Raw genomic sequence first — 24,959 nt, 5'->3', positions numbered from 1 at the left:
ACGGCCAGTCACGAATTGGTGGAGGGCAGGCGTGCATGGCAGGTGGTTTGCTGTGGATATGAGGTCGAGCATCGCGCGGGGCGCTCGATCTCATATCTGCTGCACCTCTACCGACTGGCACCCAGCCGCTTGTTCCAATCTCCGGCGTGCCCACGAGCGCAAGCCTCTTCACTGTCAAAACGCACATGCCAGGCCGGGTGGTCCAGCTGCACACCTGCCTCGTCGAGTGCCTGGGCCGTCAGCTTGAGCATGCGCGCTTTCGCTTCCCCTGCCAGCGCTGCGGCCTTGTCCGCCTCGTGTTCGAAGACCCAGGTGATGCGCAGGCTGGTAGGGAACTCGTCAGCGTCCAGGCGGTGAGTCAGCCAGGTAAACCCGACGATTTCCGCCTTGGCGGTTTCGCAGGCGTCGGTCAGGCAGGCGACCAGTTCGCGCTCCAGGCGCGCCAGCTCGCGTTTGCCTGGTGCTTTCATTGCGGGGCCTCTTCGTCGATTTGCTGGCAGAAGCGCAACAGGTTACCGAACGGGTCGCGCACCAGCATCTCCAGGCCCCAGTCGAGGCGCGCGGCTTGTGGCCGGGCGTAGCCGTACTGTTTGTCCTGCAGTTCGCGCTCCAGGGCCAGCAGTTCGTCGGTACGGGCGAATACGGTTGAGCCTGGGCAGGCGTCGCCATGGTGCTCGCTCAGGTGCAGGATCAACCCGTCGCGGTGAATTTGCATATACAGCGGTAGGTCGGGGCTGAAGCGGTGTTCCCAGTCCAGGGTGAAACCGAGGAAGTCGAAATAGAACTCCCTGGCCTTGTCGACCGAAAAGATGCGCAGGACGGGGATTGCAGGGGCGAGGGGCATGGCGGTTCCTTGGCCGTAGGCTGAGTGCACTGCAGTGCAGTCTACGTTTTCTCCCGCCTGGCTGTCTCGCCTGGGCTCTGCAGCGGCTTGCCGCCGGCACCGAAACAGGGCCGGTGACCGCCCTCGTATCGTGCGTGATGCGCCTGTGTGCCCCATGCCAGAGCCCCTGCGCAAAAGTTTCATGCGCCTTCACCTGCGTAGTTGGCCCGCAAACTGCTATATCCCAGCCAATCGAAATTGATCGAGTGGTCAGGCCTGCAGCGCCTCCGTGCGCGGCCCCCGACCCTTGTAACGGCCATGGGCCATGAATATCAGGGGCTATAGGATGTTTCTGGCAGAACGCCTCGAACAATCTGAACAGGATGCGGGCTGGAGCGCCCACCTGCAGTTGCGCTTCATCGCACGCGGTGGCGTGACCCGCCTTGGTGCGCGCCGGCATTTCGGCCCGCTTTTGGTGCAGCGCCCGTTCTATCCGGAAGGCGCGCCGTGCCACGTTTATGTGCTGCACCCGCCTGGCGGCATCGTCGCAGGGGACCGCCTGGACCTGGACATTCACCTGGAGCCGGGTAGCCATGCCCTGCTGACCATGCCCGGTGCCAGCAAGTTCTACCGCAGTATCGGCCCCACCGCGTGGCTGACCCAGCGCTTTCACCTGCAAGCCGACAGCACGCTGGAGTGGCTACCGCAGGACAGCATTTTCTTCTCCGGCGCCCGCGCCAACCTCGACAGCCGCTTCACCCTCGAACCCGGCGCCCGCTTGCTGGCCTGGGAAACCCTGTGCCTGGGGCGGCCGGTCATGGGCGAATGCTTCGAGCATGGCGCACTGGATAGCCGACTGAACATCGACCTGCCCGGCGAGCCTGGCCTGCATGAACGCCTGCGTATCACCGGTGGCCAGCTCGACAAGCTCGGCGGGCACCCGCTGGTGGCGACGTTCTGCGCGTCACCGGCCGACCCGTCCGTACTGGAACAGGTGCGGTCGCTGCTCGATGAACTCGACACCCCCGCAGGCGCGACCTTGCTCGGCCCGCTGCTGGTGATCCGCCTGCTCGACCACGATAACCAACACCTGCAACACACCCTGCAGCGCCTCTGGCACGTGCTGCGGCCGGCCGTTCTCGGCCTGCCCGCGTGCCCGCCGCGCATCTGGGCTACCTGAGAGAGCGCCATGGAGCTGACCCCAAGAGAGAAAGACAAACTGTTGCTGTTCACCGCCGCACTGCTGGCGGAGCGGCGCCTGGCCCGTGGCCTTAAGCTCAACTACCCGGAGGCGGTAGCGCTGATCAGCGCCGCCGTGCTCGAAGGCGCGCGCGATGGCCGCACGGTGGCCGAGCTGATGAGCCTGGGCCGTGAAGTGATCGGCCGAGAGCAGGTCATGAGCGGTGTCGCCGAGATGCTCCATGACGTGCAGGTTGAAGCCACGTTCCCAGACGGCACCAAACTGGTGACCGTGCATGACCCCATCGTCTGACCTGGCCGAGGAGCCCAGCATGATCCCAGGTGAAATCCAGACCGCCGCCGGCGACATCGAACTCAATGTCGGCCGTGAAACGGTCAGCGTCAGCGTGGCCAACCATGGCGACCGGCCAGTGCAGGTCGGTTCGCATTACCACTTCTTCGAGGTCAACGACGCGTTGGTGTTCGACCGTGGGCCGAGCCGGGGCTTTCGCCTCGACATCCCGGCCGGCACGGCGGTGCGCTTCGAGCCCGGGCAGTCACGCACCGTGCACCTGGTGGCCTATGCCGGCAAACGCGAGGTCTACGGCTTTCAGGGCAAGGTGATGGGCGCGCTGGAGGGCAGGGCATGAGCCGTATTTCGCGCCGAGCCTATGCCGACATGTTCGGCCCCACCGTCGGCGACCGCGTGCGCCTGGCAGACACCGCGTTGTGGGTGGAGGTGGAGAAGGACTTCACTATTTATGGCGAAGAGGTCAAGTTCGGCGGTGGCAAGGTCATCCGCGATGGCATGGGCCAGGGCCAGATGCTCGCTGCCGAGGCCATGGACCTGGTGCTGACCAACGCCTTGATCATCGATCACTGGGGTATCGTCAAGGCCGATATCGGCGTCAAGCATGGGCGCATCGCCGCCATCGGCAAGGCTGGCAACCCGGACGTACAACCGGGCGTCACCGTGGCGGTCGGGCCGGGTACCGAAGTGATCGCCGCCGAAGGCAAGATCGTCACGGCGGGCGGCATCGATTCGCATATCCATTTCATCTGCCCGCAGCAGGTCGAAGAAGCGCTCACCAGCGGTGTCACCACCTTTATCGGCGGCGGTACCGGCCCAGCCACAGGCACCAACGCCACCACCTGCACCCCGGGCCCGTGGTACTTGGCGCGCATGCTCCAGGCCGCCGATTGCCTGCCGATCAACATCGGCCTGCTGGGCAAGGGCAATGCCTCTCGCCCCGAAGCGCTGCGCGAGCAGATCGCCGCCGGTGCCGTGGGCCTGAAGCTGCACGAGGACTGGGGCTCGACCCCGGCCGCCATCGACTGTTGCCTGGGCGTGGCCGAAGAGATGGACATCCAGGTGGCGATCCACACCGACACGCTCAACGAGTCCGGTTGCATCGAAGACACCCTGGCCGCCATCGGTGACCGCACCATCCATACCTTCCACACCGAGGGCGCCGGCGGCGGCCATGCCCCGGACATCATCCGCGCGGCGGGGCAGGCCAATGTGCTGCCGTCCTCGACCAACCCGACCCTGCCGTACACGGTCAACACCGTGGACGAGCACCTGGATATGCTCATGGTCTGCCACCACCTGGACCCGAGCATCGCCGAGGACGTGGCCTTTGCCGAGTCGCGCATCCGCCGCGAAACCATTGCTGCCGAAGACATCCTCCACGACATGGGCGCCTTCGCCATGACGTCGTCCGACTCCCAGGCCATGGGCCGGGTGGGCGAAGTGGTGCTGCGCACCTGGCAGGTGGCGCACCAGATGAAGGTGCGCCGCGGCCCGCTGGCGCCGGACAGCAGCTACAGCGACAACTTCCGGGTCAAGCGCTACATCGCCAAATACACCCTCAACCCGGCGCTGACCCATGGCATCGCCCATGAAGTCGGTTCGGTCGAAGTGGGCAAGCTGGCCGACCTGGTGCTGTGGTCGCCGGCGTTCTTTGCGGTCAAGCCGGCGCTGGTGATCAAGGGCGGGATGATCGTCACCGCGCCCATGGGCGACATCAACGGCTCGATCCCGACCCCGCAGCCCGTGCACTACCGGCCAATGTTCGGCGCACTCGGCGCGGCCCGCCATGCCACGCGCATGACCTTCCTGCCCCAGGCCGCCATGGACCGAGGCCTGGCCCAGGAGTTGGGGCTGCAGAGCCTGATCGGCGTGGCCCATGGCTGCCGCCGCGTGCGCAAGGCCGACATGGTCCACAACACCTTGCAACCGGTGATCGAAGTCGACTCGCAAACCTACCAGGTGCGCGCCGACGGTGAGCTGCTGGTGTGCGAACCGGCCAGCGAACTGCCGCTGGCCCAGCGTTATTTCCTGTTCTGAAGGAGCGAAGATGATTGTCCTGACCCGCCGGATCGCTGAATCCGACACGATCACTGGCACCGTCACCCTGGACGTCGACAGCCGCATCAAGAGCCGGCTGCGAGTGACCCTCGACGATGGCCGCGATGCCGGCCTGATGCTCGAGCGCGGCCACCTGCTGCGCGGCGGCGAGCTGCTTGCCGATGCCAGCGGCAGCCAGGTGGTGCGCGTGCTCGCGGCCCCCGAAGCCGTGTCGACGGTGCGCTGCCGCGACCCCCATCTGCTGGCGCGCGCGGCCTACCACCTGGGCAACCGCCATGTACCGCTGCAAATCGAGCCGGGCTTGCTGCGCTACCAGCATGACTACGTGCTGGATGACATGCTGCGCGGCCTGGGCTTGACCGTGGAGGCCGAGCAGGCGCCGTTCGAACCGGAAGCCGGGGCCTATCAGAGCGCTCCGCACAGCCATGGCCACGCACACGACCATCCATTCGTGCGCCTGCCCGCGCATTCCTGAACCGCCCACCGGAGCCCACAATGAAAAAAACACTCGCCCTTGTCCTGCTGATGGTCGCACTGCCGGCTTTCGCCCACCCTGGCCACGACAGCAACCCGCTGCACGATGGCCTGCTGCACCCGCTGACCGGCCTTGACCACCTGTTGATGCTGCTGGGCACCGGCGTGCTCGCCGCCTTGACCCGTCGCAACCTGAGCCTGCCCTTGGCGACCCTGGCGGCGATGTTCGCCGGTGCCGTGTGCGGCCACCTGTTCGGCGGCATGCTGGGCATGGAAACCGTCATCGCCGTCTCGGTGCTGGTGGCTGCCGCCGCCGTACTGCTGCCCAGCCGCCAGTTGCTGCTGGCCTTGGCCATGCCGGTATTTGCCCTGTTCCATGGTTGGGCCCATGGCGTGGAAGCCACGCCGAGTGCGTTCTGGCTGTTCAGCGCCGGCTTTGTCACCGTCAGCGGCCTGCTGCTGGTGGTGGGCTTTGCGGTCGGCTGCTTGCTGCGCCGCCACAGCGGCCTGCAAAAAGCCTTTGGCGGCGGCCTGCTGGCCGGTGCTGCCGTGGTGCTGGCCGGTTGATGAACAGCGACCTGGCATTGCTGCGCCTGCTGCAGCTGGCCAGCCCCGGCCTGCCGGTGGGTGGCTTCACCTATTCACAGGGGCTTGAGTGGGCCGTGGAGGCGGGCTGGGTGCGTGACATCGAAGGCTTCAGCGCCTGGCAGCGCGAGCAGATGCACGACACCCTCGTTTACCTGGACTGGCCGGTCCTGGCGCGCCTGTACCACGCCTGCGAGGCAGACGATGCCGAAGCGTTTGCGCGCTGGAGCCGTTTTCTGCTGGCCAACCGCGAAACCGCCGAACTGCGCCTGGAAGAGCAGCAGCGAGGCGCGGCGCTGGCGCGCTTGCTCGACGGCTGGCAACTGGGCCAAGCCTCGGCCTGGCGCGCCAGCCTTGAACTCAGCCAACTGGGCGGCATGGCCTGGCTCGCCGTGCACTGGTCTATCCCACTGCGCCAGCTTGCCCTCGGGCATGCCTTCGCCTGGCTGGAGGGCGCAGTCATGGCCGGTGTCAAGTTGGTACCGTTCGGCCAGCAGGCGGCCCAGACCCTGCTGCGCGACCTGAGCGCAGCGCTGCCCGAGGTCATCGACCAGGCCCTGGCCCTGGGCGACGACCAGCTTGGCGGCGGCCTGCCGCTGCTGGCCATCGCCTCATCGCGTCACGAAACCCAATACACCCGTTTGTTCCGTTCTTGAGGACTGCCAACATGCAAAGCTATCAGCAACCCCTGCGCGTCGGTGTCGGCGGCCCGGTCGGTTCCGGCAAGACCGCGCTGCTCGAATGCCTGTGCAAGGCCATGCGCGATCACTACCAGATCGCTGTGGTTACCAACGACATCTACACCAAGGAAGACCAGCGCATCCTCACCGAGGCCGGTGCACTGGAGCCTGAGCGCATCGTCGGCGTCGAGACCGGCGGCTGCCCGCACACCGCCATCCGTGAAGATGCCTCGATGAACCTGGCCGCCGTGGAAGGGCTGGCGCGCAAGTTCGGCAACCTCGAAGTGATCTTCGTGGAAAGCGGCGGCGACAACCTCAGTGCCACCTTCAGCCCGGAGCTGGCCGACCTGACCATCTATGTCATTGACGTTGCCGAAGGCGAGAAGATCCCGCGCAAGGGTGGCCCCGGTATCACCAAGTCGGACTTCCTGGTGATCAACAAGACCGACCTGGCGCCTTATGTCGGCGCCTCGCTGGAAGTGATGGAGCGCGACACCCAGCGCATGCGCCCCCAGCGTCCGTGGACGTTCAGCAACCTGAAGAAAGGTGAGGGTTTGCAGGCGGTGATTGATTTTATCGTTGAACGCGGGATGCTCGGGGTCAGGGGGTGATGCCTGTCCGGCATGACACAAAACTTCAGTGGTGCAGAGATAGAGCGCTGCGCGGGCGGTGTATCGCGAAGCGCTTGCCTTGGGATTTTCAGCGCCCTTGAGATCGAGCGCCGCCCGCGCGAAGCGCTTGTCTTGGTATCTTCAGCGTCTATGAGATCGAGCGCCGCCCGCGCGGCGCTTCGCGGGGCAAGCCCGCTCCCACATTTGTTGCAACGTGCCGTTCCAGTCAGGCCATGGTTGTTCGCCTTGGCGCATGGCTGAAGACAGGTGGGGCGCCGGCCGCGCCAACCAAAAAATCGCGTCGTGCTAACAAGGCTGGCAACTATGGCCTATCAGGCCATGGCACGTTGCAACAAATGTGGGAGCGGCGGTGCGGCGATCCGACTTGCCCCGCGATGCGCCGCGCGGGCGGCGCTCGATCTCCCAGGCGCTGAAGATCCCAAGGCAAGCGCTTCGCGCGGGCGGCGCTCGATCTCAAGAACACCAACCACCCCACGGCGAACACACCAAGGCATCACTCATTTCACCAGCCGCCCGGCTTCCATCTGCGCAATCACCGCCCACAACCGCGGATCATCGAAATCTTCCACCACCAAACTCGCTCCCGCAGCCAGCAACCGCTCTGGCGCCTGGGTCGTGGCGATGCCAACGGTGAAAATCCCGGCACCGCTGGCGGCCTTCACCCCCGGCAACGAATCCTCGAACGCCAGCGCCTGCCCAGCCTCCGCGCCCAGGCGCTCAAGGCCAGTCAAGTAAGGCAGCGGATCCGGCTTCGGCCGCGCCAGCTCCTCAGCCACCAGCACATGCTCGAAGCGCGCCTCCAGGCCCATCGCTGCCAGCATGTGCTCGGCATTGAGCCGAGGTGCATTGGTCACCACACACATGCCAATGCCGTTGGCCTGGGCATGCTCCAGCAGGCGCAACAAGCCCGGCATGGGTTCGAGCGCCGGGGCCAGGTCACGGAACAGCGCCTCCTTGCGATCGGCCAGTGCAAGGCATTCAGCCGCGCTTGCCTGCGCAAACAGGTCGGCAAACAACGGCCCATTGGCGCGGCCACTGATCTGGGCATCGAACTGCGCCTGGGTCAGTTCACGGCCGTCATGTTCGCGCAGCAACTGGCGGAAAGCCTGCAAGTGCAGGGTGTCGGTATCGGTCAGGGTTCCGTCGAGGTCGAACAGCAGGGCAGTCAGCATCAGGTATCCAGGCATTGAAAAAACATAAGCCTGGGGATGATAGCGAAACCTGACGACGAAGGGGGCTGTTCAGTGTGCTACGAAAAGAGTACAAATGTGCTCCATGGACAATCTAACCCCCAAACGTCGTGCCATTCTCGAATTCATCCGTGAGCGCATTGGCGATCACGGCCAGCCGCCGAGCCTTGCCGACATTGCCAGCCGCTTCGGCTTCGCTTCGCGCAGCGTCGCGCGCAAGCACATCACCGCCTTGTGCCAGGCCGGTTACATCGACGTCACGCCCAACCAGGCGCGGGGCATCCGCCTGGCCGAGCCGCTGCGCCGCCCGGAAATTCTCGAGCTGCCCGTGCTGGGCCAGGTGGCGGCAGGTGCGCCCATCGGCCCCGACCTGGGTATTCACGAACAGTTGCTGCTCGACCCCAGCCTGTTCCGCCGTACCCCGGACTACCTGCTGAAGGTGCGCGGCGACTCGATGGTCGATGACGGCATTTTCGACGGTGACCTGGTGGGTATTCGCCAGCAAGGTGATGCCCGTGATGGCCAGATCGTAGTCGCTCGCCTGGACGGCGAGGTCACCATCAAACGCCTGCAACGCCAGCCCGGCGGCTACCGGCTGTTGCCGCGCAACCCGGCCTATGCGCCGATCGATGTCGGCCCCGAGCGCGAATTCTTCATCGAAGGCGTGTTCTGCGGCCTACTGAGGCGCGACTGATGGGCGCCGTGGTCGATCTCGATCGGCTGCTGGACCAGCGCCAGGTCTGGCGGGGGCGGCAAGCCCAGGTGCGCCCGAGCGGGTTGCAGCCGACCGGCCATGCCCTGCTGGACCAGCGCCTGCCCGATGGCGGCTGGCCTGCGGCAGCGCTCAGCGAACTGTTGCTGGCCAGCCCTGGTTGCGGCGAGCTGCACCTGTTGTGGCCCTCATTGGCGCGGCTGACGGCCGAAGGTGGGCGCGTGGTGCTGGTCGCCCCCCCTTTCATTCCTTACGCGCCTGCCTGGCAAGCGGCTGGCGTGGATCTACGCTGGCTGGTCCAGGTGGATGCCGAGCAGGCCGATGCGCTGTGGGCTGCGGAGCAGTGCCTGCGCTCTGGCAGCTGCGCCGCCGTGCTGTGCTGGCCGGAGCGCGCCGATGACCGTGCCCTTCGGCGGCTGCAGGTGGCGGCCGAAACCGGTCAGGCGCTGGCCTTTGCCTGCAGGCCGCAACAGGCCGCGCACAACCCTTCGCCGGCCGCGCTGCGCATCGCCATCGACACCCGGCCCGCGCAATGGCGCGTGCTCAAGTGCCGGGGCGGTATGCCGCCGGCTACTGCCATCGCCTGCCCTGGGCGGGGCTGATGCAGCATGCTCTGGGCCTGCATTCTCCTGCCGCAACTGGCGCTGGACGCGATCCTGCGCGAACGCGACGACGCCGATGCGCCACTGGTACTGATCGGCGGGCCGGTGCAGCGTCGCGTGCTGCAGGCCGTCAACCCCTCAGCGGCTGCACTCGGCTTGCGCGCCGGGCAAACGTTGACCGCCGCACGCGCGCTGGCCGATGGTTTCCACTGCGTCGAGGCCGATGACGCGCGCATCGACCAACTGCAGCAACTGCTCGCGGCCTGGGCCTATCGCTACAGTGCCCAGGTGAGCCTGCACTATCCGCGCGCCCTGTTGCTGGAAGTGGGCTCAAGCCTGCAGCTGTTTGGCCCTTGGCCGGTGTTCCAGGCCCGCCTGCGCGAGGAGCTGACTGCATTGGGGCTGCGCCAGCGTATCGTACTGGCCACCAACCCAGTGGCAGCCCGCATGCTTGCCAACGGCCATGACGGCCTGGCACTGACCGACCTACAAGCCACCCGAGCCGCGCTGGCACGCATGCCCACCGCGCGGATAGGGCTGCCCAAGGAAGCCGCAGAAGCCTTCGCCCGCATGGGCTTGCATCAGCTTGGCCAGGTACTGGAACTGCCACGCGATGCCTTGGCCAAGCGTTTTTCCGCCCAGGTCCAGTTGCACCTGGACCAGTTGCTAGGCCTGCGCACGCTGGGGCTGGGTTTCTATCAACCGCCAGACCGTTTCGAAACGCGCCTGGAACTCAACTTCGATGTCGAGTCCCACCAGGCGCTGCTGTTCCCGTTGCGGCGCATGCTCAACGACCTTGGCGCCTTTCTTGCCGGGCGTGACTGCGGCGTTCAGCGCTTTTGCCTGTACCTGGAGCACGCCGAAGGGCCGGACACGCAATTACAGGTTGGCCTGCTGGCCGCCGAGCGTGATGCGGCGATGCTGTTCGAGCTGGCACGTGGGCGCCTGGAGCCGCTGCGTATTCCGTCACCGGTGCGCAACGTGCGGCTGGTAGCCGATGAGTTGCCTCCATTCGTGCCTCAGCACCAGGCCTTGTTCGATCCCCGTGCCCAGCAGGCCCAACCCTGGGAACAGTTGCGCGAACGCCTGCGTGCCCGTTTGGGCGACGAAGCGGTCAAGGGCCTGCGCGCCGAAGCCGACCACCGCCCCGAATGTGCCTGGCTGCCCGCCGAACAAGGCGCCCCTGGCAGCCTGCCGGCCACGCCCGGGAGCCGCCCCGGCTGGCTGTTGCCTCAGCCGCAAGTGCTGGAGGCCAGCGGGCACCGGTTGCTGGGGCAGGCCGAACGCATCGAGTCGGGCTGGTGGGACGGTGGCGATGTGCGCCGCGACTATTACCGCATCGAAACCCGTGAAGGGTTGCGCGGCTGGGCCTATCACGACTTGGCGCAACCCGGCCCGCTGTGGCTGCAGGGGTGGTTCGCATGAGCACGCCGGGCTACGCCGAATTGCACTGCCTGTCCAACTTCAGTTTCCAGCGCGGCGCCTCCAGCGCCGAGGAGCTGTTCCGTCGCGCTCGAGAGCAGGGCTACCAGGCCCTGGCAATCACTGACGAGTGCACCCTGGCAGGAATCGTGCGCGCCTGGCAGGCCGCCAAGGAGCAGCAGTTACGCTTGATCGTCGGCAGTGAAGTACAGCTGCAGGACGGGCCGAAACTGGTGCTGCTGGTACAAAACCTCAGCGGTTACCAAAACCTGTGTGGGTTGATCACCCGCGCACGGCGGCGCGCAGAGAAGGGCGATTACCAGCTTTTCGGTGACGACCTGCGCCAGCATCACCAAGGTCTGCTGGCGTTATGGATTGCCGACGACCCTAGCGACCCCACACCCGGCCTGTGGCTGCAAGCCTTGTTCGGCGAACGGCTGTGGCTGGGCGTGCACCTGCATCGCGGCAGCGATGACCCACTTCGCCTGGCTCAACTACGCGCTCTGGCGGCTCGTTTGGGTGTCCGAGCCGTAGCCTGTGGCGACGTGCACATGCACATTCGCGGTCGGCGTGCGCTGCAAGATTGCATGACCGCGATCCGCCAGCATTGCAGCGTCGCCGAGGCCGGGCGGTTCCTGTTCGCCAATGGTGAGCGCCACCTGCGCACCCGGGAACAACTCGCCGAGCTGTACCCGGCCGACCTGCTGGCCGAAACCCTCAGCATTGCCGAGCGTTGCCAGTTCGACCTGAGCGAACTCAAGTATCAATACCCACGTGAGCTGGTGCCCGCGGGGCAAACGCCTGCCAGCTGGCTTCGCCAACTGTGTGAGCGCGGCCTGCCGCTGCGCTGGCCCTCAGGGCCGAGCGACAAGGTCAGGGACGTCCTGGCAAAAGAGCTCGCGCTGATCGAAGAACTTGGCTACGAAAGCTACTTCCTGACCGTGCACGATATCGTCGCTTTTGCCCGCAGCCAGCACATCCTCTGCCAGGGCCGCGGCTCAGCGGCCAACTCGGTGGTGTGCTTCGTGCTCGGTATCACCGAACTGGACCCGATGGCCCATCGGCTGCTGTTCGAGCGTTTTCTGTCCCGCGAGCGCAACGAGCCTCCGGATATCGACGTGGACTTCGAACATGAGCGCCGCGAAGAAGTGATCCAGTACGTGTTCCGCCGCTACGGCCGGCATCGCGCTGCGCTCACCGCGGTGGTCAACACCTATCATGCTGCCGGCGCGGTACGCGATGTGGCTCGGGTGCTTGGCTTGCCTGCCGATCAGGTGGATGCCCTGGCAAAATGCTGTGGCCGCTGGAGTGATCGTATCCCCGACGAGCAGCGCCTGGCCGAGGCTGGTTTCGAGCCTGGCAGCCCTTCATTGCAGCGCATCCTGGTGCTGGCCGGCGCGCTGATCGGCTTTCCGCGTCATCTGTCCCAGCACCCGGGTGGTTTCGTCATTTCCGAACAGCCACTGGACCACCTGGTGCCGGTGGAAAACGCCGCCATGGCCGAACGTACGGTCATCCAGTGGGACAAGGACGACCTGGACATGGTCGGCCTGCTCAAGGTCGATGTGCTCGCTCTGGGCATGCTCAGTGCCTTGCGCCGTTGCTTTGACCTGTTGCAGCACCACCGTGGCCGGCACCTGACCCTGGCGAGCATCCCCAGCGAAGACCCGGCCACGTACGCGATGATCAGCCGCGCCGAGACCATGGGTGTATTCCAGATCGAATCTCGGGCGCAAATGGCCATGCTGCCCCGGCTCAAGCCGGTGACGTTCTACGACCTGGTGATCGAGGTGGCGATCGTGCGCCCGGGGCCTATACAGGGCGACATGGTGCACCCCTACCTGCGCAGGCGGCTGAAGCAGGAGCCGGTCACCTACCCGTCGCCCAAGCTCAAGGAAGTGTTCGAACGTACGTTGGGGGTACCGTTGTTCCAGGAGCAGGTCATGGAGCTGGCCATGGTCGCTGCCGACTACAGCCCAGGCGAGGCCGACCAGTTGCGCCGCAGCATGGCCGCCTGGAAGCGCCACGGCGGCCTGGAGCCGCACCGTGAACGGCTGGTCCAGGGCATGTTGCGCAATGGTTACGACCTGGCCTTTGCCGAGCGCATCTTCGAGCAGATCAAGGGCTTTGGCAGCTACGGTTTCCCCGAGTCGCACGCGGCCAGTTTCGCGTTGCTGTGTTATGCCAGTAGCTGGCTCAAATGCCATGAGCCGGCGATATTCACCTGTGCCCTGGTCAACAGCTGGCCGATGGGTTTTTACAGCCCTGATCAGCTGCTGCAGGAGGCGCGACGCCAAGGGATAGAAGTGCGGCCGGTTGATGTGTTTCATAGCCAGTGGGATTGCACCCTGGAACCGGTTGCCGAGGGGGACCTGGCCATCCGCCTGGGGTTGCGCCAGATTCGCGGGTTCGCCGAAGCCGATGCCCGGCGGCTCGAGGAGGCGAGGGCGGCCAAGCCGTGGCGCGATGTTGAAGACCTGTGCTTGCGTGCAGCCCTCGACAGCAGGGCCCGCGCCCGCCTGGCCGATGCCGGCGCACTGCGCGCGCTGGCCAGCGACCGCCATCAGGCACGCTGGCAGGTGGCTGCGGTGCAGCCGCAGCTACCGTTGTTTGCAGACGTGGAGCCGGCGGCTGAGGTTGCAGTCGCGCTGCCTGCGCCAACCATCGGCGAGGACCTGGTCGCCGATTACGACACCCTGGGCACGACGCTCGGGCCCCATCCGCTGGCGTTGTTGCGCCCACGTTTGCGGGCGCTGGGCTGTCGCAGTTCACGCGAGCTGGCGCGTGTTGAGCATGGCGATGCGGTCGCCGTGGCCGGCCTGGTGGTGGGGCGGCAACGGCCGCAGACTGCCAGCGGCGTGACCTTCGTCACCCTCGAAGATGAGTTCGGCATGGTCAATGTGGTGGTCTGGCGCGATCTGGCCGAGCGGCAGCGGCGGGCGTTGGTGGGGTCGCAACTGCTCAAGGTGAGCGGGCGGCTGGAGCAGGAGAACGGGGTGCGGCACCTGATTGCGCGGCGGCTGGAAGATGTCAGCCCGTTGTTGCAAGGGCTGGATGTTCGTAGTCGGGATTTTCACTGAGCTTACGGCCGCCTCGCGGGCAAGCCCGCTCCTGCAGGAGCGGGTTCACCCGCGAAGAGGTCTACGGAATCTCTCAGACCATCGCCAGATGCTGCTTGCGCTTTGGCGCCGGAAACGCCCGATCGATCGCTCGCAGGTCCTCGCTGGTCAAGGTCAATGCCCCCGCCGCCGCATTGAGCCGCACATGCTCAGGCGCCACGGCCTTGGGAATGGCAATTACCCCGTCATCGCGCGTGACCCAGGCCAGGCTCACCTGCGCCGGCGTTGCCCCATGCCGCTCGGCAATCTCGGCCATTACCGGGTGCTGCAACAGTTGCCCTGCCTGGGCCAACGGGCAGTAAGCCATGGTCGGCAAGCCGCGCTGCCGGCTCCACGGCAACAGGTCGAACTCGATCCCCCGTTGCGCCGGGTTGTACAGTACCTGGTTGGTGGCGCAATCCGGATTGTGGAGTTCACGAAGGTCGTCGACATCGAAGTTGGAAACGCCCCAGCGGCGGATCTTGCCCTGCTCGCGCAAGCGCTCGAACGCTTCAACGGTTTCTTCCAGCGGGTACTGGCCACGCCAGTGCAGCAGGTAAAGGTCGATGACATCGGTGCCCAGGCGTTTCAGGCTACGTTCACAGGCAGCCGGCACGCCGCGCTGGCTGGCGTTGTGCGGGTACACCTTGCTGACCAGAAATACCTGCTCGCGCCGCCCGGCGATGGCCTGGCCGACCACTGCTTCGGCGCCCCCTTCGGCATACATCTCGGCGGTGTCGATCAGGCTCATGCCCAGGTCGATGCCTTGCTGCAGGGCGGCAACCTCGGCCGCCCTGCGGGCGGGGTCTTCGCCCATGTACCAGGTGCCCTGGCCAATGGCCGGTACGTCGCTACCTGCCAGTTTCACGTATCGCATGTCACCTCCGGAGTCTGAGTGGTGCAAAGCAGTACCTCAAGCAGCGCCTGGGCTGCCGTGGAGAGTTTATGGTCGCCCAGGGCGATGACGCCGATGCGCCGTTCGACCGCTGGCTCTACCAGCCTGAGGCAGCGCGCGCCAAGCTCTTGCATCTGGTTGATGCACAGGGCTGGCACCGCGCTGACCCCCAGGCCACTGGCGACCATGCGGCCGATGGTCGATAGCTGGTGGCTCTCGAACGCCACCGCCAGCTTGCCGTGCAGTGCCGCGACGTTCTGCTCCAGCAACAGGCGCACCGCCGAGGGGCGTTGCAGGGCGATGAAATCCTCGGCCAGCAATTGTGTCCAGCTGACTTCGCCCTGTAACGCGAGCGGAGAGTCGGCTGGCACCACGGCAACGAAGCGGTCCATGTACAGCGGGTGGAAGCGCAAACCGTCGGTGTTGTCTGGCTCGAAGCCAATGCCCAGTTCGACGCGACGATGGCGCACCAGTTCCAGCACCTGTTCGTTGATCACGTCGTGCACCGTGACGTTGACCTTGGGGTAACGCTGGCGGAATACCTTGAGTGAATGGGGCAGCAGGTTACCGGCAAAGGCCGGAATCGCCGCCACCGATACCCGCCCCAGCTGCAGGGTAAAGCGCTGGCGCAGCATCTCCTCGGTGTCATCCCAGTCGGCCAGCAGCCGCCGGGCCAGGGGCAGCAGTACTTCGCCCTCGGCCGTCAGGCTGACGCTGCGGGTGGTGCGGGTGAGCAGGGCGCCGCCGAGGTTGTCCTCCAGCGCCTTGATGGTCAGGCTCAGGGCCGGCTGGGACACATGCAGGTGTTCACCGGCCTGGGCAAAACTCTGGTACTTGGCCACGGCGACAAAGGCGCGCAGTTGTTTGACGTTCATGGCGGGCTCACGGTTGTTTTGAAAAAGTTATCAATCAATGACGAAAACAAAATTAACAAATCAGTCGCCAGCGGTGAAGATGGTTGCACACGCTCACCGACAGCCTCGTCGGTCAACAACTACAAAAGGCGGATCAGCATGGCCGGACTGGACAAGCGCGTAGCAACCTATGAACAGGCCCTCGAAGGCCTGACCGACAACATGACGGTACTGGCCGGCGGTTTTGGCCTGTGCGGCATTCCGGAAAACCTCATCGCCGAAATCAAGCGCCGTGGCGTCAAGGGCCTGACCGTTGTCTCCAACAACTGCGGCGTCGACGGCTTCGGCCTGGGCGTGCTGCTGGAAGACCGGCAGATCCGCAAGATGATCGCCTCTTACGTGGGCGAGAACGCCGAATTCGAACGCCAGCTGCTCAGCGGCGAACTCGACGTAGAACTGACCCCGCAGGGCACCCTGGCCGAAAAAATGCGCGCCGGCGGCGCCGGCATCCCGGCCTTCTATACCGCCACCGGCTACGGCACCCCGGTCGCAGAGGGCAAGGAAGTGCGCGAGTTCAAGGGCCGCAAGTACATCCTTGAAGAAGCCATCACCGGCGACTTCGCCATCGTCAAGGGCTGGAAGGCTGACCACTACGGCAACGTTGTGTACCGCAATACGGCGCAAAACTTCAACCCGCTGGCCGCCACCGCCGGCAAGATCACCGTGGTGGAAGTGGAAGAGATCGTCGAGCCTGGCGTGCTGCTGCCCAGCGAAATCCACACCCCGGGTATCTTCGTCGACCGAGTGATTGTCGGCACGTTCGAAAAGCGCATAGAAAAGCGCACCGTCAAGGCCTGAGCGCCGCCCTTCAGAACAACAAAGAGATCCTGACAATGGCATTGACCCGCGAACAGATGGCGCAACGCGTCGCCCAAGAACTGAAGGACGGCTTCTACGTCAACCTCGGTATCGGTATCCCGACCCTGGTTGCCAACTATGTACCGGCCGACATGGACGTCATGCTGCAGTCGGAAAACGGCCTGCTCGGCATGGGCGAGTTCCCCACCGAAAGCACCCTCGACCCGGATATGATCAACGCCGGCAAGCAGACCGTCACCGCCCGCCGCGGTGCTTCGATTTTCGATTCGGCCCAGTCTTTTGCCATGATCCGCGGCGGCCACGTCGACCTTACCGTGCTCGGCGCTTTCGAGGTGGACGTGGAAGGCAACATCGCCTCGTGGATGATCCCTGGCAAGCTGGTGAAGGGCATGGGCGGCGCCATGGACCTGGTGGCCGGTGCCGAGAACATCATCGTCACCATGACCCACGCCTCCAAGGACGGCGAGTCCAAGCTGCTGCCGCGTTGCAGCCTGCCGCTGACCGGCGCCGGTTGCATTCGCAAGGTGCTGACCGACCTGGCCTACCTGGAGATCGAAGACGGCGCCTTTATCCTGCGCGAAACTGCGCCGGGGGTGAGCGTTGAAGAGATCATCGCGAAAACCGCCGGTAAGCTGATCGTGCCGGATGATGTGAAGGAAATGTCCTTCTAAATCCTCCACCGTCCCCCCCCTGCAGGAGCGCCCCGGCAAGGCTGCTCCTGCAGGGTTTTTGCGTTTTTGCAGATCAATCCGATAAAACCAATAAAAGGAAGTCACCGTGGCCGCTGATATCCAAGACAGCCGCTCCGCCCGTTTTGCCCTGCGCTGTTCCAACTGGGCCGAGCGCTGGTTCCCCGACTCCTGGGTGTTTGCCGCCCTGGCCGTCATGCTGGTCAGCCTCGGCGCCCTGGCCATGGGGGGCAAACCCACCGACACTGCCAAGGCTTTTGGCGATGGTTTCTGGAGCCTGATCCCGTTCACCATGCAAATGGCCTTCGTGGTCATCGGCGGCTATGTAGTGGCCAGCTCGCCACCTGCCGCCCGGCTGATCGACCGCCTGGCGCGGGTGCCGAAAAATGGCCGCTCAGCGGTGTGCTGGGTAGCGCTGATCTCGATGCTGGCATCGCTGCTCAACTGGGGCCTGTCGCTGGTGTTCGGTGGCTTGCTGGTGCGTGCGCTGGCGCGTCGCAGCGACCTCAAGATGGACTACCGCGCCGCCGGCGCTGCCGCCTACCTGGGCCTGGGCGCGGTGTGGGCGCTGGGGCTGTCGTCCTCGGCGGCGCAGTTGCAGGCCAACCCGGCCAGCCTGCCGCCGTCGATCCTGTCGATCACCGGGGTGATCCCGTTCACCCAAACCATCTTCCTCTGGCAGTCCGGGGTCCTGTTGGCGGCGCTGGTGATCGTTTCGCTGGTGATCGCGTACGCCACCGCACCCGGCCCCAACAGCGCGCGCAGCGCCGAAGACTGCGGCGTCGACCCCAGCTTCACTGCACCGCCGGCGCCCCAGCGCACGCGCCCGGGCGAGTGGCTGGAATACAGCCCGATCCTGATCCTGCTGATGGTGGCCCTGGCCGGCGGCTGGCTGTACCAGGAGTTCGCCACCAAACCGGCCATTACCGCGATTTCCGGGCTGAACACCTACAACCTGCTGTTCATCATGCTCGGTGCCTTGCTGCACTGGCGCCCGCGCAGCTTCCTCGACGCCGTGGCCCGTGCGGTGCCGACCACCACCGGTGTGCTGATCCAGTTCCCGTTGTACGGCTCGATTGCCGCCATCCTCACCCAGGTCAAAGGTATCGACGAACAGACGCTGGCCCATCACATCTCGCTGTTCTTCACCCAGATCGCCACTCACGACACCTATGCGTTGCTGATGGGCGTGTACTCGGCAGTATTGGGCTTCTTCATCCCCTCGGGCGGTGGCAAGTGGATCATCGAAGCACCGTACGTGATGTTGGTGGCCAACGACCTGCAATATCACCTGGGCTGGGCGGTGCAGATCTACAACGCCGCCGAAGCGTTGCCCAACCTGATCAACCCGTTCTACATGCTGCCATTGCTCGGTGTGCTGGGGCTCAAGGCGCGGGACCTGATCGGCTTCTCGTTTGTCCAGCTGCTGGTGCATGTGCCACTGGTCCTGGTGCTGCTGTGGGCGTTGGGCACGACATTGCAATACGTGCCGCCGGTGATGCCTTGAATTGACGGGTTGCTGCAGACAGAAGGGCGGCTGAACACCGCCCTTCTTTACGTTTTGCTGACAAATCAATAACGATTCTCATACGAGATTCGTTTTCATGTGAATGCCGCTTATTGGCAGCCATGGATTTTCATCGAACGTACAAGGAGTAAGGCAGCGATGTTCGCGCCCATCAACCGTTCCACCACCCTGACCCTGGGCCTGTGTGCCAGCCTGTTCAGCTCGGTCGAAGCACATGCAGAAGAGGGGGTGCTGGAACTTGGCTCCACCGAAATCCTCGCCCAAGGCCTGGGCAGCACGACCGAACACAGCGGTTCATACACCACCGGCAGCATGAGTACGGCCACACGCCTGAACCTGTCGATCAAGGAAACCCCGCAATCGGTCTCGGTCATCACCCGCCAGCAGCTCGACGACTTCCAGCTCGACAGCCTGTCCGAAGCGCTGGCCCATGTCACCGGGGTGACCGTGCAGCGCAACGACTCCGAGCGGCCGACGTATTTTTCGCGCGGCTACGCGATCAACAATTTCCAGATCGACGGGATGCTCAACACCTTCTCAGGGCTAAAGTCGGACTCGGACACCATCATCTACGACCGGATCGAAGTGGTGCGCGGTGCCACCGGCCTGACCACCGGCGCCGGCGACCCCTCTGGCACCATCGCCATGGTGCGCAAACGGCCGACCCATGAGTTGGCGGTGAAGAGTGGCGTCAGCGCCGGCAGCTACGACAACTACTACAGCTACCTGGACGTCGGCGGCCCACTGGGCTGGGACGGCCGGCTGCGCGGGCGCACCGTGCTGGCCTACCGCGACAGCAAGTCGTTCATGGACAAATACGCCAGCCAGCGCGAAGTGGCCTACGGCATTCTCGAAGCCGACCTGACCGACAGCACGGTCCTGGCGGTAGGTTACGACTACCAGAACAAGGACGTGCAGGGGGCCTCGTGGGGCACGGTGCCATACTGGAGCGCCGAGGGCGGCAAGGCCGACCTGCCACGTTCCACCAATATGTCGGCGCCCTGGTCGTCATGGCCATTGAAAGACAAGACCGCCTTCGTCACCCTCGACCAACGCCTGGCCAATGACTGGCTGCTGAAGGCGGCCTACACCCACCGCCAAAGCGATACCGATGGCAAGGTGTACTACGGCGGCAGCGGCTTCCCCGCAGCCGACCGCAGCGGCATGGGCGCCTACATCAGCCACTTCTCCGGCGAGGAGAAAATGGATGCGTTGGACCTGAACCTGGCGGGCCCCTACCAACTGCTCGGTCGCAGCCACGACTTCATGATCGGCTACGGTGTGTCCGAGCGCCGTAACCGTCAGCCATTCTTTGCCGGGCGCAATGACCCAGCTGGCTACGGCGTGATTCCCGACTGGAAGTACATGGGCACTATCGTCAAGTTCAGTGACTACGACACCGGCCTGGATTCATCGCGTTCGAACGTCAGGCAGAAGGCCGGCTACATCGCCACGCGCCTCAACCCGACCGACCGCCTGCATTTCGTCCTCGGCAGCCGTTATGGCAGCTGGGAAACCGAAAGCAAGTCCTGGTCCTATGACAGCAACCTCGCGGTGACCCGCAGCACACGCAGCGAACAGACCCAGAACGATCAGTGGACGCCATACGCCGGGGTCCTCTATGACCTGAGCGAGCAGTACACCGTGTATGCCAGCTATGCCGACATCTTCAACCCGCAGACGGTGCGCGATGTTGACGAGAAATACCTCGAGCCCATCGTCGGCAAGGTCTACGAAGTCGGCCTCAAAGGCGGGCTGCTGGATGACCGACTGAACCTCAGCACCGCGGTGTTCCGCAGCAAGCAGGACAACGTCGCCGAGCAGGACGACTCGGTACCGCCGGGGCCCAATGGCGAGATCTATTACAAATCCGGTGGCAAGGGCGTGGTGGTGGAAGGTTTCGAAGCCGAGATTGCCGGCGAACTGACCCCTGACTGGCAGATGAGCCTGGGCTACAGCTACACGCACGCCGCCACCGGCGACAAACAGCGCAAGAACACCGAGCAGCCGCTGAACCTGGTGCGTTTCTCCACCACCTACCAGCTCACCCCGGCGTTGACCGTGGGCAGCACGGTAGACTGGCAGAGCGACAACTACAAGGCAGCCAGCCGGCCAGTAGGGCGCAATGCGGATGGCAGGATCATCACCGTTGCCGACACCATCAGCCAGAAGGCGTTTTCTGTGGTTGGGTTGATGGCGCGCTACCGGTTCGACGAGCACCTGTCGGCTTCGCTGAACGTGAAGAACCTGTTCGACGAGCATTACTACAACAATCTGGGCTTCTATAACGGCGTGTACCACGGCGAGCCACGGACGATGATGGTGAGCCTGGACTGGACGCTTTAAAAACTGGGATCCTGTAGCAGCAGGCTTGCTGCTGCTACAGGGGGGTATCAGACCTCGATGTCCAATTTGCCAAGCAGTGTGGCCAAACACTTACGCCCTTGCTCATCCAGCCCGAACACCGGCCGCCGCGGCTCGCCCACCGCCAACCCGGTCATCCCCAGCCCGGCCTTGATCGTCGCCGGCAGCCCGCCCTTGAGAATGAAATCGAGCAATGGCAACTGCCGGTAGAACACTGCCTTGGCCTGCTGCAGATCGCCGGCCAGCACTGCCTGGTAAAGCTGCTGGTTAAGCGCCGGGATCAGGTTCGGTGCCGCCGTGCACCAACCTTTGGCCCCCGCCACGAATGCTTCCAGTGCCAAGGGATTGCAACCGTTGTAGAACGGCACCTGGCCTTCACCCAGCAGTTGCAGCTTGTGCATGCGCTGGATATCGCCAGTGCTCTCCTTGACCATGGTGACGTTGGCGACTTCGCGCACGATGCGCAGGATCAGCTCCACCGGCATATCGGTGCCGCTGGTGGCGGGGTTGTTGTAGAGCATGATCGGGATATCGATCGCCTTGCCGATGGTGCTGTAGTGCTGAAGAATCTCAGCCTCGCTGAGCTTCCAGTACGCCGCTGGCAGCACCATCACCGCGTCGGCGCCGTGTGCCTGGGCGAAGCGAGCGCGGCGCACGGCGCCGGCGGTGGTGAGGTCGGACACGCTGACGATGGTCGGCACACGCTTACCGACCTGGGCGAGGCTGTATTCGGCCACTTGCTGCCATTCGCCGTCGCTCAGGTAGGCGCCTTCGCCGGTGCTGCCCAGTGGCGCGATGGCCTGCACGCCGCCCTTGAGCAAGCGCTCGATGGACTGGCCGAGCGCTGGCAGGTCGAGGTGTTCACCGGCGGCGCTGAATGGGGTGATGGTGTAGCCGATGATGCCGTGGAAATCTGTAGTCATGGTTGTAGGCTCCGCAAGCAAGGCATTCAGGGGTCAGTTCAGGCAGTCGGCGTGGGTATGCAGGCTCTGCCGGGCAAAGTAGTTGAAGGCGGCGGCGTGGCGCTTTGGCCGGTCGATCCAGTCGTGCGCTTCGCGGCCCAGTGCCGGGGCGATGGGCTTGACGGTGCCGGCGGCCATGGCCAGCAACTGCAGGCGTGCGGCGCGTTCGATCAGCTGGGCGTACACGCAGGCCTGCTCGATGCTGGTGCCGGTGGACAGTTGGCCATGGTGCGAGAGCAGAATGGCGCGCTTGTCACCGAGGGCGGCACTGATGATCTCGCCTTCTTCATTACCCACCGGCACACCGGGCCAGGCTTCCAAGAACGCGCAGTCGTCGTACAGCGGGCACAGGTCCATGTGCGAGACCACCAGCGGCACTTCCAGCATGGACAACGCCGCCACGTGGGTGGGGTGGGTGTGGATGATGCAGTTCACGTCCGGGCGGGCGCGGTACACCCAGCTGTGGAAGCGGTTAGCGGGGTTGGGCATGCCCTGGCCTTCGAGCACATCGAGGTCCTCGTTGACCAGCAGCAGGTTGCTGGCGCTGATTTCATCGAAGCCCAGGCCCAGTTGCTGGGTATAGAAGGTGCCTGGCTGCGGGCCGCGGGCGCTGATCTGCCCGGCAAGGCCCGAGTCGTGGCCGTGGTCGAAGAGAATTCGGCAGGTCAGGGCCAGCTTTTCCTGCACAGTCCACGTATTATCGGCGAGCGAGCCTTGCATCTGCGCCAATGCTTTCTGTACCAGTTGGTCTTTGCTGTGGGTCAGGGTCTTGGCCATGGAAGCGTCCTCTGGGGCGTGATGAGCGGTGTCAGTGCCTGAACACTCCGATGCTTTGGTCGGTGGAGGGGTGTTCAGCTGGTGACACAAAATATCCTATATGACACAAAGTGTCATAAGCAAGCAGGTAAGCCCGGGAAAATCGCTTTGCATGTCTAACCGACTGAAATTACTAAGAAAAAAACTTGGCGTTACGCTTGAGGCGCTGGCTGACAAGGCCGGCATGACCAAGAGCTACCTGTCGAAGGTCGAGCGTGGCCTCAATACGCCGTCGATCGCTGCCGCCCTGAAGCTGGCGCGGGCGTTGAACGTCAATGTGGAAGAATTGTTCGCCGAAGAGCAGCCCGGGCAAAGCCGCTACAGCCTGGTGCGCCAAGGCGAGCGCCAGGCCCTGGTGGGGGATGGGCACGGGCCGGGCTATGCAGCGCTGACCAGCCAGGTTGGGCAGCGGAGTTTGTTGCCGTTTCTGATCCAGCCGCCGACCGCGTTCAGCGACCCCACTTTCAAGGAGCATCAGGGCGAAGAGTTCCTGTTCGTCCATGAAGGGCAAGTGGAAGTGGACTTCATGAATGAACGGGTGCTGCTGCAGCAGGGTGACGCGCTGCACTTCAATGCCCAGACACCCCACCGCCTGCGCTCGGTCGGCGAGCGCCCGGCGCAGTTGCTGGTGGTGGTGCACGACAGCGGCGATTGAGGGCAGGGCGATGATCGAGGTGTCACGGTTCTGGCGGGATCCGGCATTGCCCTTTGTCGAAGCGCGGCGCGTTGGGGATGGGCGCAAGGTGTGTTATGCCGCCCATTCCCACGAGAGCTTCTCGATTGGCGTGATCACGGGCGGGCGCAGCACCTACCTGAGTGGTGGCAACCAGGGCGAGGTGCGTGCCGGCACCACCGTGCTGATGAACCCAGGCGTGGTCCACACCTGCAATCCGATTGCGGGGCAGGCGTGGTCATATCTGATGCTTTTCGTCGATATGCCTTGGTTGCAAACGCTTGGCTTCGCACTGCCAGTGCAGACCTGCAGCACCTCTCCTGCGTTGTACAGTCGCCTGCTGCAACTGTTTGCTGACCTGTTCGACAGCCAGCAGGAAGGACGGGAAGAGCGCCTGACGAGCTTTTTCATTGAGCTGCCGAGCTATCTGCAGGCAGCTTGCGAAGAACCCCAAAATGCACACCCGCGCCTTGACGCGGCAGCGGCGTTCATTCGCGCCCATCGGCTTGACGCGCTCACGCTGCAAGACATCTGCAGTGCCAGCAACCTTTCCCGGTCTTACCTGATCCGCGCGTTTCGCCAGCGTTTTGGCTTGACCCCGCACGGCTACCTGCTCGACCAGCGGGTGCAACATGCGCGGGCGCAACTGCGCAGCGGGCGAGCGATTGCCGAGGTGGCGCTGGAAGCCGGGTTTTCCGATCAGGCGCATCTGCAGCGCGCGTTCAAACAGCACCTGGCAGCAACGCCGGGGCATTATCGCGATGCCAACCTCAAATGACCAGGTAGCCTGCACTGATCACCAGCAATACGGCCAGGGCGCGGTTGAGTAACTGCATATGACACGGCTCACTCAGATAAGACCGAATCACGCTGCCCGCCCACGCCCAACTGGCCACCGAAACAAAACAGACGGGGCCATAGATTGCAGTAAACAGCCAAAGCAGCGGCTGCTCCCCGCCGGTGTAGGCACCGACGCCCGCCACTGCCGCCAGCCAGGCCTTGGGGTTCAGCCACTGCATCGCCGCTCCCTGCCATGCCGAGGGTGCGCGTCGCTGGCACTCACTGCCCAAATGGCCGTCATCGATGGCCAGTTTCCAGGCCATGTACACCAAGAACGCCACGCCGCCCCAGTGCAGTGCTGCACCCACTGACGGCCAGCGTATCAGCACTGCATGCAGACCCAAGCCAACCACAACCAACAGCAGGCAGAACCCCAGAGTCGCCCCTGCCACATGCGCAAGGCTGGCGCGCAAGCCGTGGCGGGCGCCGCTGCCAAGCGCGACGATATTGACGGGGCCGGGAGATATCGAGGCTGCCAGGGCGAACGCAGCCATGGAAAGAGACAGGCTCATCGGGGAAGTTCCTTAGCTGGAGATGCTCGACATTCTGCGCGTGAGGGCAGAGCGGGTATTGAAGAAAAGTCCCCTCAAACACTCCTACAGGTTTTGTAATAGTTATGCGCTATCAAAAAAATCTGCTGTTCTAGTAGGATCATTTTCCCAATTTTCTATCAAGGTCCCTATGAGCACCT

The 24,959-nt window shown here is 64.5% G+C and carries 26 protein-coding genes; 18 read left to right on the top strand and 8 right to left on the bottom strand.

The window, feature by feature from the left end; all coding sequences use genetic code 11:
* Window positions 1–107 precede the first annotated feature (107 nt).
* The gene (locus ACFY68_RS16825) at window positions 108–470 is read right to left on the bottom strand and encodes a hypothetical protein (RefSeq protein ID WP_387529421.1); all 363 of its coding nucleotides are present in this window, start codon (window positions 468–470) and stop codon (window positions 108–110) included.
* The gene (locus ACFY68_RS16820; protein ID WP_387529418.1) at window positions 467–844 is read right to left on the bottom strand and encodes a glyoxalase superfamily protein; all 378 of its coding nucleotides are present in this window, start codon (window positions 842–844) and stop codon (window positions 467–469) included. The genes ACFY68_RS16825 and ACFY68_RS16820 overlap by 4 nt, the downstream gene beginning before the upstream one ends.
* A gap of 325 nt (window positions 845–1,169) precedes the next feature.
* Here ACFY68_RS16820 and ACFY68_RS16815 point away from each other — a divergent pair, with 325 nt between their 5' ends.
* From ACFY68_RS16815 to ureG, 8 genes are read left to right on the top strand one after another with little or no spacing between them, the layout of a single operon-like run.
* A complete protein-coding gene (locus ACFY68_RS16815; RefSeq protein WP_387529415.1) occupies window positions 1,170–2,003 on the top strand; it encodes an urease accessory protein UreD in 834 nt (277 codons plus the stop codon).
* Window positions 2,004–2,012: 9 nt separating this feature from the next.
* The gene (locus ACFY68_RS16810; protein WP_346613162.1) at window positions 2,013–2,315 is read left to right on the top strand and encodes an urease subunit gamma; all 303 of its coding nucleotides are present in this window, start codon (window positions 2,013–2,015) and stop codon (window positions 2,313–2,315) included.
* A 19-nt stretch (window positions 2,316–2,334) separates the two neighbouring features.
* On the top strand, window positions 2,335–2,652 hold the full coding sequence (locus ACFY68_RS16805; RefSeq protein WP_346613163.1) for an urease subunit beta: 318 nt from the start codon (window positions 2,335–2,337) through the stop codon (window positions 2,650–2,652).
* Window positions 2,649–4,352, top strand: coding sequence for an urease subunit alpha (gene ureC / locus ACFY68_RS16800; protein ID WP_387529412.1), 1,704 nt, complete (start codon window positions 2,649–2,651; stop codon window positions 4,350–4,352). The genes ACFY68_RS16805 and ureC overlap by 4 nt, the downstream gene beginning before the upstream one ends.
* Before the next feature lie 10 nt (window positions 4,353–4,362).
* Window positions 4,363–4,848, top strand: a complete 486-nt coding sequence (gene ureE, locus ACFY68_RS16795) for an urease accessory protein UreE (RefSeq protein ID WP_387529409.1) — start codon at window positions 4,363–4,365, stop codon at window positions 4,846–4,848.
* A 20-nt stretch (window positions 4,849–4,868) separates the two neighbouring features.
* Complete coding sequence (locus ACFY68_RS16790) at window positions 4,869–5,414, top strand: HupE/UreJ family protein (RefSeq protein ID WP_387529406.1); 546 nt, start codon at window positions 4,869–4,871, stop codon at window positions 5,412–5,414.
* Window positions 5,414–6,088 carry an urease accessory protein UreF gene (locus tag ACFY68_RS16785; protein ID WP_387529403.1) on the top strand — a complete coding sequence of 225 codons (675 nt, stop codon included), beginning with the start codon at window positions 5,414–5,416 and terminating at the stop codon, window positions 6,086–6,088. The genes ACFY68_RS16790 and ACFY68_RS16785 overlap by 1 nt, the downstream gene beginning before the upstream one ends.
* Window positions 6,089–6,099: 11 nt before the next feature.
* Window positions 6,100–6,723 (top strand): urease accessory protein UreG, encoded by a 624-nt coding sequence (gene ureG / locus ACFY68_RS16780; protein ID WP_008093751.1) that lies wholly within the window; start codon window positions 6,100–6,102, stop codon window positions 6,721–6,723.
* Between the two features lie 518 nt (window positions 6,724–7,241).
* Here ureG and ACFY68_RS16775 read toward each other — a convergent pair.
* The gene (locus ACFY68_RS16775; RefSeq protein WP_387529399.1) at window positions 7,242–7,916 is read right to left on the bottom strand and encodes an HAD family hydrolase; all 675 of its coding nucleotides are present in this window, start codon (window positions 7,914–7,916) and stop codon (window positions 7,242–7,244) included.
* 94 nt (window positions 7,917–8,010) lie between these two features.
* Here ACFY68_RS16775 and lexA point away from each other — a divergent pair, with 94 nt between their 5' ends.
* Genes lexA through ACFY68_RS16755 form a run of 4 tightly spaced genes read left to right on the top strand, consistent with a single transcriptional unit; the run spans window position 8,011 to window position 13,750 of the window.
* Entirely contained in the window at window positions 8,011–8,628 is a 618-nt protein-coding gene (gene lexA / locus ACFY68_RS16770) for a transcriptional repressor LexA (RefSeq protein ID WP_346613169.1), read from the top strand.
* Entirely contained in the window at window positions 8,628–9,248 is a 621-nt protein-coding gene (imuA, locus tag ACFY68_RS16765) for a translesion DNA synthesis-associated protein ImuA (protein WP_387529395.1), read from the top strand. Before lexA ends, imuA begins: the two co-directional genes overlap by 1 nt.
* A 6-nt stretch (window positions 9,249–9,254) precedes the next feature.
* Window positions 9,255–10,673, top strand: coding sequence for a Y-family DNA polymerase (locus ACFY68_RS16760; RefSeq protein ID WP_387529392.1), 1,419 nt, complete (start codon window positions 9,255–9,257; stop codon window positions 10,671–10,673).
* Window positions 10,670–13,750: an error-prone DNA polymerase gene (locus tag ACFY68_RS16755; RefSeq protein WP_387529389.1), complete on the top strand. Its 3,081-nt coding sequence runs from the start codon at window positions 10,670–10,672 to the stop codon at window positions 13,748–13,750. Before ACFY68_RS16760 ends, ACFY68_RS16755 begins: the two co-directional genes overlap by 4 nt.
* A gap of 73 nt (window positions 13,751–13,823) precedes the next feature.
* Here ACFY68_RS16755 and ACFY68_RS16750 read toward each other — a convergent pair whose 3' ends face one another.
* Together ACFY68_RS16750 and ACFY68_RS16745 are read right to left on the bottom strand one after the other, a co-directional pair.
* Window positions 13,824–14,645 carry an aldo/keto reductase gene (locus ACFY68_RS16750; RefSeq protein ID WP_387529386.1) on the bottom strand — a complete coding sequence of 274 codons (822 nt, stop codon included), beginning with the start codon at window positions 14,643–14,645 and terminating at the stop codon, window positions 13,824–13,826.
* Window positions 14,633–15,538, bottom strand: a complete 906-nt coding sequence (locus ACFY68_RS16745; protein WP_387529383.1) for a LysR family transcriptional regulator — start codon at window positions 15,536–15,538, stop codon at window positions 14,633–14,635. The genes ACFY68_RS16750 and ACFY68_RS16745 overlap by 13 nt, the downstream gene beginning before the upstream one ends.
* Window positions 15,539–15,676: 138 nt before the next feature.
* Between ACFY68_RS16745 and ACFY68_RS16740 the strand changes: the two genes are divergently transcribed.
* From ACFY68_RS16740 to ACFY68_RS16725, 4 genes are all read left to right on the top strand, one after another.
* Window positions 15,677–16,375: a CoA transferase subunit A gene (locus tag ACFY68_RS16740; protein WP_346613175.1), complete on the top strand. Its 699-nt coding sequence runs from the start codon at window positions 15,677–15,679 to the stop codon at window positions 16,373–16,375.
* A gap of 35 nt (window positions 16,376–16,410) precedes the next feature.
* On the top strand, window positions 16,411–17,067 hold the full coding sequence (locus tag ACFY68_RS16735) for a CoA transferase subunit B (protein ID WP_387529380.1): 657 nt from the start codon (window positions 16,411–16,413) through the stop codon (window positions 17,065–17,067).
* Between the two features lie 106 nt (window positions 17,068–17,173).
* Window positions 17,174–18,592, top strand: coding sequence for a short-chain fatty acid transporter (locus tag ACFY68_RS16730; RefSeq protein WP_387529377.1), 1,419 nt, complete (start codon window positions 17,174–17,176; stop codon window positions 18,590–18,592).
* 159 nt (window positions 18,593–18,751) lie between these two features.
* Window positions 18,752–20,959: a TonB-dependent siderophore receptor gene (locus tag ACFY68_RS16725; protein ID WP_387529374.1), complete on the top strand. Its 2,208-nt coding sequence runs from the start codon at window positions 18,752–18,754 to the stop codon at window positions 20,957–20,959.
* A 47-nt stretch (window positions 20,960–21,006) separates the two neighbouring features.
* Here the strand turns inward: ACFY68_RS16725 and ACFY68_RS16720 are convergent, their stop codons facing one another.
* Both ACFY68_RS16720 and ACFY68_RS16715 read right to left on the bottom strand, forming a co-directional pair.
* Entirely contained in the window at window positions 21,007–21,900 is an 894-nt protein-coding gene (locus ACFY68_RS16720; RefSeq protein ID WP_387529371.1) for a dihydrodipicolinate synthase family protein, read from the bottom strand.
* A gap of 33 nt (window positions 21,901–21,933) precedes the next feature.
* Window positions 21,934–22,716 carry an aldolase gene (locus ACFY68_RS16715; RefSeq protein WP_387529369.1) on the bottom strand — a complete coding sequence of 261 codons (783 nt, stop codon included), beginning with the start codon at window positions 22,714–22,716 and terminating at the stop codon, window positions 21,934–21,936.
* A 151-nt stretch (window positions 22,717–22,867) separates the two neighbouring features.
* On the opposite strand from ACFY68_RS16715, the gene ACFY68_RS16710 reads away from it, so the two are divergent.
* Window positions 22,868–23,410: a helix-turn-helix domain-containing protein gene (locus ACFY68_RS16710; RefSeq protein ID WP_387529366.1), complete on the top strand. Its 543-nt coding sequence runs from the start codon at window positions 22,868–22,870 to the stop codon at window positions 23,408–23,410.
* 10 nt (window positions 23,411–23,420) lie between these two features.
* Entirely contained in the window at window positions 23,421–24,206 is a 786-nt protein-coding gene (locus tag ACFY68_RS16705) for an AraC family transcriptional regulator (protein WP_387529363.1), read from the top strand.
* Here ACFY68_RS16705 and ACFY68_RS16700 read toward each other — a convergent pair.
* Window positions 24,199–24,780, bottom strand: coding sequence for a LysE family translocator (locus ACFY68_RS16700; RefSeq protein WP_387529360.1), 582 nt, complete (start codon window positions 24,778–24,780; stop codon window positions 24,199–24,201). The genes ACFY68_RS16705 and ACFY68_RS16700 overlap by 8 nt on opposite strands.
* Between the last annotated feature and the right edge of the window lie 179 nt (window positions 24,781–24,959).

Origin of the sequence: Pseudomonas sp. NPDC012596 (assembly GCF_042902325.1) — a bacterium.
In the GTDB taxonomy this organism is placed as follows: domain Bacteria; phylum Pseudomonadota; class Gammaproteobacteria; order Pseudomonadales; family Pseudomonadaceae; genus Aquipseudomonas.
The sequence above is the reverse complement of the archived record's forward strand: the minus strand, read 5'-3'. Positions and strand labels throughout refer to the sequence as shown.